Below are 13,351 nucleotides of genomic sequence, written 5' to 3' on the forward strand. Positions count from 1 at the left end.
TAGTCCCTCCCTCACGAATTTTTTGTGTGCGGCTTGAAGCCTTTACCGCTTGCGTCACGGGTGGCTGCGCATGTTTGCAACAGCCCCCATTTCGGCTGTTTATCACGATTTAGATCGATTTAAAATGGGCAAACCACCGCCGTTCCGCGTGCAGCGCAGTAAGCACGCCCGGCGTGAGCCGTTTGGTTGCCTCGCGCGTCCTTGCGAAACAGGATACGGAATGCCGGCCGATGCGACCCGACTCGAACGCGAAGAACAGGAAGACTGAGTTGCGCAGTTACTCCGCCGCCGAAGTGAACGCCGCTCTCGATTATCCGCGCCTGGTCGAAGCCCTGCGCGCAGCGTTCAGACCAGGCGGCGAAGCGATGCCGGTGCGGCAGAGTTACGAGGTCGGCGTGCCCGGCGCGCCGGCGCATCTATTGACGATGCCGGCGTGGCAGCGCGGCAAGACGCTTGGCGTCAAGCTGGTCACGGTGTTTCCGCAGAATGCCGCAAAGGGCATCGGCGCGGTGTCCTCGCTCTATATGCTGTTTGATGGCGAAACCGGCGTGCCGCTGGCTATGATCGACGGCGAAGCGCTGACCAATCGGCGCACCGCCGCGGCGTCTGCGCTGGCCTCGTCGTATTTGTCTCGGCCCGACTGCAACGTCCTGCTCATGGTCGGCACCGGGCATCTCGCCGCGCATTTGCCGGCGGCGCATGCGGCGGTGCGGCCGATCGAGACGGTGCTGGTCTGGGGCCGGCACCCGAAGCGCGCGGCGGCGCTCGCGGACAAGCTCGGCAAAGAGGGAATGAACGCCAAGCCGGTCGCCGACCTGACGGCGGCGATGGGTCAAGTCGACATTATCAGTTGCGCCACGACCTCGACCGAACCGCTGGTGCTGGGTCGGCATTTGCGTCCTGGTACGCATGTCGATCTGGTTGGCGCCTTCACGCCGCAGATGCGTGAATGCGATGACGAGACCATTGAGCGGGCGCGCGTCTATGTCGATACCTATACCGGGACCAAAGCGGAGGCCGGCGACCTGCTGCAACCGATCGCCGCCGGCCGGTGGAGCGCCGACAAGATTTGCGGCGATCTCCACGAACTGACGAGCGGCGCCACCGCCGGTCGTCGTGATGCGAGCGATATCACGCTGTTCAAGTCGGTTGGCGCGGCCATTGAGGATCTCACGGCCGCAGCGCTCGTCGATGATATGCTCGGTAAGGCTGTAAATCAGCCCGGCGACGCAGGCCGAGCAGCCCCGATCTGACATCCTGATCCGGAAATTCTTACCGATGAAAAACGATCCCCGCAGTCACGGTCTTTGGGAACGCACCGCGCCGCCGCCCCCAGTGACACGCGCGCTCGACGGCGAGGTGACGGCGGACGTCGCGGTGATCGGCGCCGGTTTTACCGGCCTGTCGGCGGCGCTGCACCTGGCCGAAGACGGTATGAAAGTCGTCGTTCTTGAAGCGGCCGAGATCGGCTTCGGCGGTTCGGGCCGCAATGTCGGCCTGGTCAATGCCGGTCTTTGGGTGATGCCCGACGAGATCCCGGCCGTGCTCGGCGACACCTATGGTCCGCGCGTGCTCGACCTGCTTGGCGGCGCGCCGCGCGTCGTGTTCGATCTGATCGCTCGCCACAATATCCAATGCGAAGCGACACCGGTCGGCACGCTGCATTGCGCGGTCGGCGACGACGGCCTGGCCGAACTGAAAGAGCGGGCGCGGCAATGGCAGGCGCGGGGTGCGCCGGTGCGGCTGCTCGATGCCGCCGAGACCGCGCACAAGGTCGGCACCACGGCCTATACCGGCTCGCTGCTCGACGAACGCGCCGGCACCGTTCAACCTCTGGCCTATGCGCGCGGGCTGGCACATGCCGCGATCAAGGCCGGCGCGACGATCTACACGGAAAGTCCCGTTGTTGGCGCGGATGACGATGGCACGCAATGGCGGCTGCGCACGGCATCGGGCAGCGTGACGGCCCCCTGGGTGATCGTCGCGACCAACGCCTATACGATGGCGATGTGGCCGCAGTTGCGCGCCGAGCTCGTGCACCTGCCTTACTTCAATCTTGCGACGCGGCCGCTCTCCGACAATCTGCGTCGTTCCATTTTGCCCGAGCGGCAGGGCGCGTGGGACACCAAGGAGATCCTCAGCTCCTTCCGCTTCGATCAGGAAGGCCGCTTCATCTTCGGCAGCGTCGGCGCGCTGCGCGGCCCGGGCCTGCCGATCCATCGCAATTGGGGGCGCCGCGCCATGGCAAAGCTGTTTCCGCAGCTCAAGGACGTCGAATTCGAAACCGAGTGGTACGGCAAGATCGGCATGACCGTGGACAACGTGCCGCGCTTCCATCGCCTCGGCCGCAACGTCGTCAGCTTCAGCGGTTACAACGGCCGCGGTATCGCCCCCGGTACGGTGTTCGGCCGCTGTCTGGCGCAGCTCGTGACAGGCAAGATCGGCGATGCCGATCTGCCGCTGCCATTGACCGAGCCGCAAGCGGCGCCGTTGCGCGCCGCGAAGGAAGTCTACTACGAAGTCGGTGCGCAACTGGCGCATGTCGCCAGCGCCCGCTTCTGAGCCGTGAACGACGTCGCAGGCTGTCGCTGGCTCCGGGCATCGAGTTCGACATCTGGATGTTAGCTACGCGCTGGCGAGCCGTCCGCCGCGATGCCGGCGACTTTTAGCCGGCTCGATTATCCACGACGCTTCTAGCGACCCTGATAGGACGGTGTGCGCACAATCAGGCCATCGAGCGCTTCCGTCACCTTGATCTGACACGACAGCCGCGAATTGGCGCGGACGTCGAAGGCGGCATCCAACTCGGCGTCTTCGCTGGGTGAGGGCGGGCCGACCCGCTCGAGCCAGGCCTCATCGACATAGACGTGGCAGGTCGCGCAGGTGCAGCCGCCGCCGCATTCGGCGACAATGCTGCTGATGTCGTTGCGCAACGCAGTTTCCATCACCGAGGCGCCGAGTTCGGCGTCCACGGTGTGAACGGTGCCGTCATGTTCGATGAAGGTAATCTTGGGCATAATTGAACAACTCTCGTGCGTCGATGCGGGCAGGCGTTACGCCACGCCGAGTTTCTTCTGCAGGCTGGTTGATGACGTCGTGTACTGGAACACCAGCCGTTTCTCCGGATAGACGTAGTGGTGTACGCGCTGCGCGCACAGTGCACCCTCGTGGAAGCCGGACAGGATCAGCTTGAGCTTGCCCGGATAGGTGTTGATGTCGCCGATGGCAAAAATGCCGAGCCGGTTTGTTTCGAAGGTCGAGACATCGACCTTGATCAGTTCGTCGTCCATGTCGAGCTTCCAGTCGGAGATCGGACCGAGCTTCATGGTGAGTCCGAAGAAGGGCAGCATGGCGTCGCAATCGACACGCACGATATTGCCGTCCTTGTCCTTGATCGACGCGGCCGTGAGCTGGCCGTCGGCGCCTTCCAGTTCGGCGACCTGACCGATCCTCAAATCCATCGCGCCGCTGGCGACCAGCGCGCGCATCTTGTTGACGCTGTCGGGCGCGCCGCGGAAGTCGTCGCGCCGGTGCACCAGGGTGACGCGTTTGGCGATCGGCTGCAGGTTGAGCGTCCAGTCGAGCGCCGAATCGCCGCCGCCGACAATGAGCAGGTTCTTGCCGCGGAAATTCTCCATCTTGCGCACGGCATAGAAAACCGACTTGTCCTCGTAAGGTTCGATGCCGGCAATCGGCGGCCGCTTCGGCTGGAACGAGCCGCCGCCGGCGGCGATGATCACCGCCTTGCACTCGAAGGTTTTGCCGGCGTCGGTGGTGACGCGGTAGAGCGGATCGCCGATGTTCTCGATGCCGGTGACCATCTCCCCGAGATGAAACGTGGGATTGAACGGCTTGATCTGCTGCATCAACGAGTCGGACAGACCCTGACCGGTGATCTCGGGAATACCGGGAATGTCGTAGATCGGCTTCTCCGGATAGAGTTCGGCGCACTGGCCCCCGACCTTGCCGAGGATATCGACAAGATGCGTCTTGATGTCGAGCAGGCCGAGTTCGAACACAGCAAACAGCCCGCACGGTCCGCCGCCGATAATCAGAACGTCGGTCTTGATCGTTTCGCTCATCGGCTCTTACCCGGCCTTGGCCGGCTCCTTGCTTCGCGCGGCCGGCGCTATCATGCGCACGAGTTCGCTGAGGTTCTGCTCGGGCGACCGGCCCGTGGTGGTCAGGGTCGCGTCGGCCCTGGCATACAGCGGCTCGCGGCTGTTGAGAATGGAGATAAGGTCGTCCATGGCGCGCGAACTGTTGGCCATCGGCCGCATGTCGCCCTGCGCCATGACGCGCTTCATGTGCTCGTGGGGCTCCGCCCTGATCCAGACGGTGAAGCACGACGACAGCAGCATTTCCAGCGTGCCCGGCTCGGTGACGATGGAGCCGCCAGTCGCGAGCACGAAGCGGTCGTGGCGGTTGAGCACGTCTTCGAGCGCCTCCCGCTCGGCGCGGCGGAACGTTTCCTGGCCGAACATGTCGAAGATCTCGCTCAGCGTGGCGCCCGAGCGACGTTCGACCTCGCGGTCGAGTTCAATGAAGGGAGCGTCCATCTGCTCGGCGAGCAGGGCGCCCAGCGTGGACTTGCCGCCGCCGCGCAGGCCGATGAGCGCGATGCGATTGCGCTGCTCCGGCTGGTCGTTGCGTAATGAGCGGAAGCGTTCGGTGAGAATGCGGCGGGCCTCGACGAGGTCTTCCGGCGGCAACCGCTCGAGAAACTGCGTCAGCAGCACAAGGTCGAGCGGCGGATCGCTGCCGTCGTGCACGAGCTGGGTCACCGGCATGCCGATGGCCCGGGCGATGCGCCGCAGCAGCACGATGGAACAGTTGCCGAGCCCGGCCTCGAGCTGCGCGATGTAGCGCTCCGACACCTTGGCCTGCCGTGCCAGCACCTTGCGCGACATGGCGCGCTGGCTTCGCAGCATCCGGACGCGTTCCCCCAGCCGACGCAGGTAAGTGTCGGATTCGCGTGGGGGTTTCCTCGGTGCGGCGTTCGTGGCGGCCGGATTCATGGCCGATCCATACCATGCATTATAATGCTGAGGCAATCGCATTTCCGAACTATTATGAACTAAAATGTTGTCCGTTACCGGAAACGATGCTAGCGCTATGCAAAATAGTGCATGGCGCTGAACGCGTCCTGTTCGCAGGGAAGACACGCCGGGATGACCGACATCATCGATTATCGCACCGATCCCTCGCGCTACCGGCACTGGCGCATCGAGATCGACGGCAACGTCGCGTCGCTGATCATGGACGTCGATCCGGCCGGCGGCCTCAAGCCCGATTACGAACTCAAGCTCAATTCCTACGATCTCGGCGTCGACATCGAGTTGAACGACGCCGTGCAGCGGCTGCGCTTCGAACATCCCGAAGTGCAGACGGTGGTGATCAAGTCGGGCAAGGACAATGTGTTCTGCGCCGGCGCCAATATCCGCATGCTGGGCAAGTCATCGCATCAGTGGAAGGTGAACTTTTGCAAGTTCACCAACGAGACGCGGCTCGCCATCGAGGACGCCAGTGCCCATTCCGGCCAGAAATACATGGCGGCGGTGAGCGGCGCCTGCGCCGGCGGCGGCTACGAACTCGCGCTCGCCGCTGAACATATCATGCTGATCGACGATCGCCGCTCCGCCGTGTCGCTGCCGGAGACGCCGCTGCTCGCGGTGCTTCCCGGCACCGGCGGCCTCACGCGCGTCACCGACAAGCGCAAGGTGCGCCGCGACCGCGCCGATTTCTTCTGTGCGACCGAAGAGGGGCTGCGGGGGGCCAAGGCGGTCGAATGGAAACTGGTCGATGAGACGGTGCCGCCGTCGAAATGGCAGGACGCGGTCAAGGCGCGCGCCACTGAGCTCGCGAAGCAGTCGGATCGCCCGGTGGGCGCCAAGGGCATAAAGCTCAGGCCGATCGAGCGCACCATTGCCGAGGCCCGCGTCAGCTATGCGCATGTCGAGGTCGAGATCGAGCGCGACAAGTCAATCGCCACGATCATCGTCAAGGCGCCAACCGAGGCCGCGCCGGCGTCGGTGCAAGCGGTGCACGAGAAGGGCGCGGCGTTCTGGCCATTGGCCATGGCGCGCGAACTGGAAGACGCCATCCTGCACCTGCGGACCAACGAACCGACGATCAACCTCGTCGTTCTCAAGACCGAGGGCGATGCCAAAGCGGTGCTGAGCCACGACGACGTGCTGCTCGATGGCCACAATGACTGGCTGCTGCGCGAAATCCGTCATTATGTGAAGCGCGTGTTCAAGCGCCTCGATGTCACGCCGAAGACTTTGATGGCATTGGTGGAGCCCGGCTCGTGCTTCGCCGGCACGCTGGCAGAACTGGTTTTCGTCGCCGACCGCTCCGCCATGTTGATCGGTACCCGCGAAGGCGACAATCGCGCGCCTGCGGCGATCACGGTCGGCAAGGCGAATTTCGGGCCCTACCCGATGGGCAACGGGCTGACCCGCCTGCAGACGCGCTTCCTCGACGACGACAAGTCGCTCAAGGCGGCCGAAGCCAGGATCGGCGAGCCGCTCGAAGCCGACGACGCGATGGAGCTCGGCCTCGTTACCTTCACCTATGAGGATTTCGACTGGGACGATGAACTGCGCGTGATGATGGAAGAGCGCGCCTCGTTCTCGCCCGATGCGCTCACCGGCATGGAAGCCAATCTGCGTTTCGCCGGGCCGGAAACCATGGAAACCAAGATCTTCGGCCGGCTGACGGCCTGGCAGAACTGGATCTTCCAGCGCCCCAACGCCATCGGCGAGCAGGGCGCGCTGAAACTTTACGGCAGCGGCGTCAAGCCGACGTTCAATAAGGAAAGGGTGTAGTCATGAACATCGTCAACGTCGATTACGACGGCCTGATCCCGAACAATGTCGGCCTCAACTCCGATACGCGCGTCAAGCGCGCGCTGGAGAAATGGCATCCCGGCTACATCAACTGGTGGAACGACATGGGGCCGGAAGGCTTCCAGGAATCGCTGGTCTATCTGCGCACCGCGGTGTCGGTCGATCCCAAGGGCTGGGCCAAGTTCGACTACGTGCGGATGCCGGAATATCGCTGGGGCATTCTGCTGGCGCCACAGGTCGAAGACCGCAAGGTGCCGTTTGGCGCGCACAAGGGCGAGCCGGCCTGGCAGGAAGTGCCGGGCGAATACCGCGCGCTGCTGCGCCGCCTCATCGTCATCCAGGGCGATACCGAGCCGGCCTCGGTCGAGCAGCAGCGCCACCTCGGCAAGACCGCGCCGTCGCTCTATGACATGCGCAACCTATTCCAGGTGAACGTGGAAGAGGGCCGTCACCTCTGGGCGATGGTCTATCTGCTGCACAAGTATTTCGGCAGCGAAGGTCGCGACGAAGCCGATGCGCTGCTCGAGCGCCGCTCCGGCGACGCCGACACACCGCGCATGCTGGGCGCCTTCAACGAGAAGACGCCGGACTGGCTGTCATTCTTCATGTTTACCTACTTCACCGACCGCGACGGCAAGATGCAGCTCGAAGCGCAGGCCCAGTCCGGCTTCGATCCCCTGTCACGCACCTGCCGCTTCATGCTGACCGAGGAAGCGCACCATATGTTCGTCGGCGAGACCGGCGTGACCCGCGTCATCGAGCGCACCTGCGAGGCGATGAAGAATGCCGGCATGGAAGACCCGTACGACATCGCCGGCGTGCGCAAGCTCGGCGTCATCGATCTGCCGACCGTCCAGAAGAAGCTCAACCTGCATTGCTCGCTGTCGCTCGACTTGTTCGGCAACGAGATTTCGACCAATGCGGCCAACGCCTTCCATTCCGGCATCAAGGGCCGCTTCCGCGAGGAGCGGCTGAGCGGCGACGACCACAAGCTCGAGAACGACACCTATCCGGTGCTGCGGCTCAAGAGCGGCATTCTGGTCAATGAGGACGCGCCGGCGCTGTCGGCGCTCAACATGCGCCTGCGCGACGATTATCTGAAGGATTGCGAGCTCGGCGTTTCCCGCTGGAACAAGGTCATCGACCAGTACGGCATCAAGTTCCAGATGAAGCTGCCGCATCAGGCCTTCAATCGGCAGATCGGCGAGTTTTCCAAGATCAAGGCTGATCCGCAGGGCAATATCCTGAGCGACGCGCAGTGGGAGCAGCAGAAGGCCGACTATCTGCCGAACGACAATGACCGCGTTTACATCGAGAGCCTGATGCAGCCGGTCACCGAACCAGGCAAGTTCGCCTCGTGGATCGCGCCGCCCAAGGTCGGCATCGACAACAAGCCGGGCGAGTTCGAGTACGTGAAGCTGGCGTGACTTTGGCAACTTCATCCCGGCCAACGCCGCTCTCGCGGCCGCGAGCCGGGATCATATCCTCAGGGCTTAGTTCAGGCCGGTGGAATGGCGGCTACGGATCCCCGCCTTCGCGGGGATGCCCCTTACTCGAATGCCGCGATGACCTCTGCCGGTATCGGCGCCGTCTTGATCCGCTCGGGATCGTCCGGGTGCTTGATCGCCCATACCCGCGTCTCGTTGCCTTCATTGCGCAGGTCGCCGTCGAGAAAAATCTTGTGCTCGACAACCAAACTGGTGCGACGGAATTCGGCAACCCGCGACACCACCTCGATCTTGTCGCCGAATTTGACGGGTTTCATGAAATTCGCGCCGGCATCGACCAGGGCGATGCCGATGATGCCGTAATGCGGGTTGATGTCGTGCACCTTCACGCCGGTGGCGGCTTCGAACATCAGCCAGGTGTTGGTGTCGAAATAGGTGAAGAATTTCGGATTGAAGACGATGCCGGCGGGATCGCAATCGCCCCACGGCACTTCGAACGAACGGCGGTAGGTGAAAGACGGCACGCGTGAAAGTCTCCGGCCTGGCGGGGTGATGCGAGTGTAGCGGCTCAGTCGCGCCGTTTCGAGGTGTTGCCGCGGGCTTTCTTGCGCGGATCGGCCCATTCGGTCTGATTGTGCGCCTGGCGCTCGAAGGCGGTGGAGCGCCGCTGCCGCTTCAGCGAGGCCTTCGGCGCGATCGGCAAATGCGGCGCCTCGTCGAGCGCCACCATCAACCAGTCGAGATCCTCCTCCGGCGTCAGCCAGCGCTCGGGCGCGTAGCGCGTGAGCGCGAAGGGCCGCGAATATTCGAGCAGCGATTTCTTGCCGCCGGGCAGGCAGTATTCATGGACGTAGGACATCACGAGCTCGCGTGGCGAGCGGTAGACCGGATCGCGCCAGCGCAGCACCGGGTGGTTGGTCTTGCTGATCGCACCCCACAGGCCGCGCTCCCTGAACACGGTGATGATGTGGTCCGAGTCGCTCGGCAGCGCCCGCAGATCGATGAGCCAGGACGGCCGGCCGTGGAAGGCGAGCGCGGCGACGGCGAACACCGCGCCTTCCGAGCAATGCGCCACCTTGGCTTTCAACATGGTGCGCGGCGACATCGCGGTGTCGCCCGCGATGCCGAAATTGGCCGGTACCGCATCGATGAACGCCTGCACCTTCTGCGGCGTCTGTAGCCGCGCAAACAGCCGCTGCTCCTGCGGCGTCAGCAGGGCGGTGAGGCGCTTGCGGTAGGCGGGCGTGACCATGTCCGGGCAATCTAGGCGGTTCGGCGGGGCGATCGCGGCTCCGGGTCGGCAAGGTCCACAACTTCCTAGGCCGCGGAGGGCCCGCTGTTTTGCGCCGACAGGGCTTTTTGGAAATAAGATCCTGCGAATGCAGGCTATGAGGAACGCTCGTTCTTATTTCCCAGCTTGTATTGCCGTTTGACAGAATATCTTTCTATTTAGAGGGCATAGCCCAGTAGGCGGACCTGCCCATGTCCTCGATTTTCGCGACCATTCCCAAAACAGCGCCCTTTAGTGAAGAGGACGTCGCCCTGCTCAACCAGGTGGTCGGGCCTGCGAGCCCGATCCAGCGCGCCTGGCTGGCGGGCTTCTTGGCCGGGGTCGAGTCGGTGCAGGGCGGTCAGGCGGAAGCCGTCCAACCCGCCGCGCCGGCCAAACCGGCCGAGCCCATCACCATCGTGTTCGCCAGCGAGTCCGGCAACAGCGAGAAGCTTGCCTCCGACTTCGCCAAAAGCGCGCGCAAGAATGGCCTGAAGCCGACCGTCATCGACATGGCCGATCTCGAAACGGCCAATCTCACCGCCGCCAAGAAACTCATCGTCATCGCTGCGACCTGGGGCGAGGGCGAGCCGCCGGCGCGCGCCGTGCGCACCTACGGCACCCTGATGGCCGACGACGCACCGCGGCTCGACGGTGTCGAGTTCGGTGTGCTGGCGCTGGGCGACACCGCCTATGCGGAGTTCTGCGCAATCGGTAAGGCGATCGACGCCCGGCTCGAAGCGCTTGGCGGCAAGCGCGTCATCGACCGCGTCGATTGCGATCTCGATTTCGCGTCGCCGGCCGAAAAATGGATCGGCGATGCCATCAAGAAGCTGGCGCCGGAGGACTTAGGCCGCGGCCGCGTCATCGAGGTCGATTTCGGAGTCAAGCCTTCTGGCTCGCCGAACACCGAGATCGTCGAGGCCGAGGTCACCGAACTCATCAATCTCAATTCGTCGCGTTCCGACAAGGAGACGTTCCATCTTGCGCTGTCGTTCGACGGCCACGCGCCGAACTACAAACCGGGCGACTCGCTCGATCTCTATGCCGAGAATGATCCCGCTTACGTCGACGAGCTGCTCAAGATTGCGGGACTGACCTCCGACGCCAAATTGCGGGACGAGCTGATCCGCACGCGCGATGTCACCACCTTGTCGCTGAAGACGGTCGAAACTTATGCGACGCAGACCGGCCACACCTATGTCCGCAAGTTGCTCGAAGATGGCGACGCCAAGGCCTGGATCGTCGATCGCCAACTCATCGATCTGATGGCCGAATTCCCGACCGTGGTGACCGCCGATACGCTGCGGACGCTGACGCGACCGTTGGCGCCGCGCGCCTACTCGATCGCATCGTCGCGCACCGAAGTTGGCGACGAGGCGCATCTGCTGATTTCCGCGGTGCGTTACCGCAGCAAGGGCCGCGGCCGCAAGGGCGTCGCCTCGAACTACATCGCCGAGCGCGTCAAGCGCGGCGGCAAGGTGCGCGTCAAGCTCAAGCCGAACAAGCATTTCGGTTTGCCCGGGGCGGACAAGGACGTCATCATGGTCGGACCCGGCACCGGCATCGCTCCGTTCCGCGCCTTCGTGCAGGAGCGCCGCGCCACCGAAGCCAAAGGCCGCAACTGGCTGTTCTTTGGGGACCGCCAGTACACTCACGACTTCCTGTACCAGCTCGAATGGCAGGACGCGTTGGCCGATGGCTCACTGACGAGGCTCGATGTAGCCTTCTCCCGCGACACGCCGGAGAAGGTCTACGTTCAGCATCGCATTATCGAGCGGCGCAAGGAGCTTGTCGAATGGCTCGACAACGGCGCCTCGTTCTATGTCTGCGGCGATGCCAAGAGCATGGCCAAGGATGTCCGCGCCGCGCTGGTGTCGGCCTATGCCGACGTCAAGCAGCTTTCACCGGAAGCGGCCGAGCAGGCGGTGGCGCAGCTCGAGAAAGACAAGCGCTATCTCACAGATACTTATTGAGAAACTTTTGAGATGACTGACGAACTCTCGCGCAACGAATACATCAAGGAAGCCAGCGCCTATCTGCGCGGCACGCTCAAGGAAGGCCTTGCCGACAACGCCACCGGCGCCATCGTCGAAGACGACCAGCAACTCGTCAAATTCCACGGCATGTACCTGCAGGACGACCGCGATTTGCGGCCGGAACGCACGCGCAAGAAGCTGGAAAAGGCTTTCGCCTTCATGATCCGCGTGCGCATGCCGGGCGGCGTGGTCACGCCGCAGCAATATCTGGCGCTTGATCACATCGCCAAGACCCACGGCAACGATACCATGCGGCTGACGACGCGGCAGACGGTGCAGTTGCACGGCATCATCAAGTTCAATCTCAAGGCGACTTTGCGCGCGATGGACCACGTGCTGCTCGACTCGATCGCGGCCTGCGGCGACGTCAATCGCAACGTGATGTGCAATCCGAACCCGTATCAAAGCAGCGCGCATGCTGCGGCCATCGAACTCGCGCGCACCATCTCGACGCATCTGATGCCGCGGACGCCGGCCTATCGCGAGGTCTGGCTCGACGGCGAGCGGGTCGCCGGCGGCGAGGAGGAGGTTGCCGAGCCGATCTATGGCAAGACCTATCTGCCGCGCAAGTTCAAGACCGTGATCGCGGTGCCGCCGTCGAACGATGTTGATGTCTATGCCCACGATCTGGGCTTCATCGCCATTCTCGACGATAACGGTGCTGTCGGCGGCTGGAATGTCACTGTCGGCGGCGGCATGGGCATGACTCATGGCGAGACCGACACCTATCCGCGCACCGCGGACATGCTCGGCTTCTGCCGCACCGAAGACGCCGTGAAGGTCGCCGAAGCGGTGCTGACGACGCAACGCGACTGGGGCGACCGCAAGAACCGCAAGCACGCGCGGCTCAAATACACCATCGAGGATCGCGGCCTGGATAACTTCCGCGCCGAGGTCGAGAAGCGAGCCGGCATCACATTCGAAGCGGCGAAGCCGTTCAAGTTCACCTCCACCGGTGATCGTTACGGCTGGTCGCAGGGCGACAACGGCAACGGTCACCTCACTCTGTTCGTCGAGAACGGCCGCATTGCCGATCGTGCCGGCGCCTCCCAGATGTCGGCGCTGCGCCGTATCGCAAACATCCTCAAGGAGGTTCCGGGCAGCGACCTGCGCATGACCGCGAACCAGAACATCATAATCGCCAATGTTCCGACGGGGCGGCAGGCGGAGATTGAGACCATCGCGCGCGAGGCCGGTTTGCTGGCGCCATGGTCGGGCCTGCGCCGCAATTCCATGGCCTGCGTCGCGCTGCCGACCTGCGGTCTGGCGCTGGCGGAGAGTGAGCGCTATTTGCCGTCGTTGATCGATGCTCTCGATGAAAGCCTCGGCCGCCACGGACTGTCGGCGGACGACATCGTCATCCGCATGACCGGCTGTCCGAATGGCTGCGCGCGGCCCTATCTCGCCGAGATCGGTCTCGTCGGCCGTGGCCCGGGCCGCTATCACCTCTATCTCGGCGCGGCGTTCGATGGCTCGCGACTGTCGAAGCTCTATCTGCCGGATGTCGATCACGACGGCATTGTCGCCGCGCTCGAACCGCTGTTCGCGGCTTATGCGGCGAGCCGCGAGAAGGGCGAGCGCTTCGGCGATTTTGTCATCCGTGCCGGCTACGTCGCGAGGACCGGCAATGGCGCCGACTTCCACGCCAACATCGGCGCCCAGCGCCCGGCCGCTGCATAAATTTGCAGCGGTTGCGCAAATGCCGGGCAGCGCGGTTTTGGCGAAGGCGTAATGACTGCGAAA

At 63.8% G+C, this 13,351-nt stretch carries 10 protein-coding genes and 1 pseudogene; 6 read left to right on the top strand and 5 right to left on the bottom strand.

From position 1 onward, the window contains the following. The first annotated feature begins 230 nt into the window (after positions 1-230). Together ASD45_RS04015 and ASD45_RS04020 are read left to right on the top strand one after the other, a co-directional pair. Complete coding sequence (locus ASD45_RS04015; protein ID WP_244485193.1) at positions 231-1,253, top strand: ornithine cyclodeaminase family protein; 1,023 nt, start codon at positions 231-233, stop codon at positions 1,251-1,253. Between the two features lie 25 nt (positions 1,254-1,278). Then, positions 1,279-2,562 carry an FAD-binding oxidoreductase gene (locus ASD45_RS04020; protein WP_056910306.1) on the top strand — a complete coding sequence of 428 codons (1,284 nt, stop codon included), beginning with the start codon at positions 1,279-1,281 and terminating at the stop codon, positions 2,560-2,562. A 131-nt stretch (positions 2,563-2,693) separates the two neighbouring features. Here the strand turns inward: ASD45_RS04020 and ASD45_RS04025 are convergent, their stop codons facing one another. The 3 genes from ASD45_RS04025 to ASD45_RS04035 are packed head-to-tail and all read right to left on the bottom strand — an operon-like array spanning position 2,694 to position 5,060. Beyond that, a complete protein-coding gene (locus tag ASD45_RS04025; protein WP_056910307.1) occupies positions 2,694-3,017 on the bottom strand; it encodes a 2Fe-2S iron-sulfur cluster-binding protein in 324 nt (107 codons plus the stop codon). Positions 3,018-3,053: 36 nt separating this feature from the next. After that, positions 3,054-4,082, bottom strand: a complete 1,029-nt coding sequence (locus ASD45_RS04030; RefSeq protein ID WP_056910308.1) for an NAD(P)/FAD-dependent oxidoreductase — start codon at positions 4,080-4,082, stop codon at positions 3,054-3,056. Positions 4,083-4,088: 6 nt separating this feature from the next. Beyond that, the gene (locus tag ASD45_RS04035) at positions 4,089-5,060 is read right to left on the bottom strand and encodes a helix-turn-helix transcriptional regulator (protein WP_348271213.1); all 972 of its coding nucleotides are present in this window, start codon (positions 5,058-5,060) and stop codon (positions 4,089-4,091) included. Positions 5,061-5,171: 111 nt separating this feature from the next. On the opposite strand from ASD45_RS04035, the gene boxC reads away from it, so the two are divergent. After that, positions 5,172-6,830 carry a 2,3-epoxybenzoyl-CoA dihydrolase gene (gene boxC, locus ASD45_RS04040; RefSeq protein WP_056910310.1) on the top strand — a complete coding sequence of 553 codons (1,659 nt, stop codon included), beginning with the start codon at positions 5,172-5,174 and terminating at the stop codon, positions 6,828-6,830. A gap of 2 nt (positions 6,831-6,832) precedes the next feature. Next, complete coding sequence (boxB, locus tag ASD45_RS04045) at positions 6,833-8,278, top strand: benzoyl-CoA 2,3-epoxidase subunit BoxB (protein ID WP_056910311.1); 1,446 nt, start codon at positions 6,833-6,835, stop codon at positions 8,276-8,278. A gap of 122 nt (positions 8,279-8,400) precedes the next feature. On the opposite strand, the gene ASD45_RS04050 is transcribed toward boxB, so the two are convergent. Together ASD45_RS04050 and ASD45_RS04055 are read right to left on the bottom strand one after the other, a co-directional pair. Further along, the gene (locus ASD45_RS04050) at positions 8,401-8,823 is read right to left on the bottom strand and encodes a thioesterase family protein (RefSeq protein WP_056910312.1); all 423 of its coding nucleotides are present in this window, start codon (positions 8,821-8,823) and stop codon (positions 8,401-8,403) included. A gap of 44 nt (positions 8,824-8,867) precedes the next feature. Next, positions 8,868-9,551 carry a hypothetical protein gene (locus ASD45_RS04055; protein WP_056910313.1) on the bottom strand — a complete coding sequence of 228 codons (684 nt, stop codon included), beginning with the start codon at positions 9,549-9,551 and terminating at the stop codon, positions 8,868-8,870. Between the two features lie 230 nt (positions 9,552-9,781). Between ASD45_RS04055 and ASD45_RS04060 the strand changes: the two genes are divergently transcribed. Continuing rightward, positions 9,782-11,545, top strand: a complete 1,764-nt coding sequence (locus tag ASD45_RS04060) for a flavodoxin domain-containing protein (RefSeq protein ID WP_056910314.1) — start codon at positions 9,782-9,784, stop codon at positions 11,543-11,545. A gap of 24 nt (positions 11,546-11,569) precedes the next feature. Then, positions 11,570-13,288, top strand: a pseudogene (locus tag ASD45_RS04065) (NADPH-dependent assimilatory sulfite reductase hemoprotein subunit); the annotation flags it as partial. Positions 13,289-13,351 lie beyond the last annotated feature (63 nt).

This window comes from Pseudolabrys sp. Root1462 (genome assembly GCF_001426945.1).
GTDB lineage: Bacteria > Pseudomonadota > Alphaproteobacteria > Rhizobiales > Xanthobacteraceae > Pseudolabrys.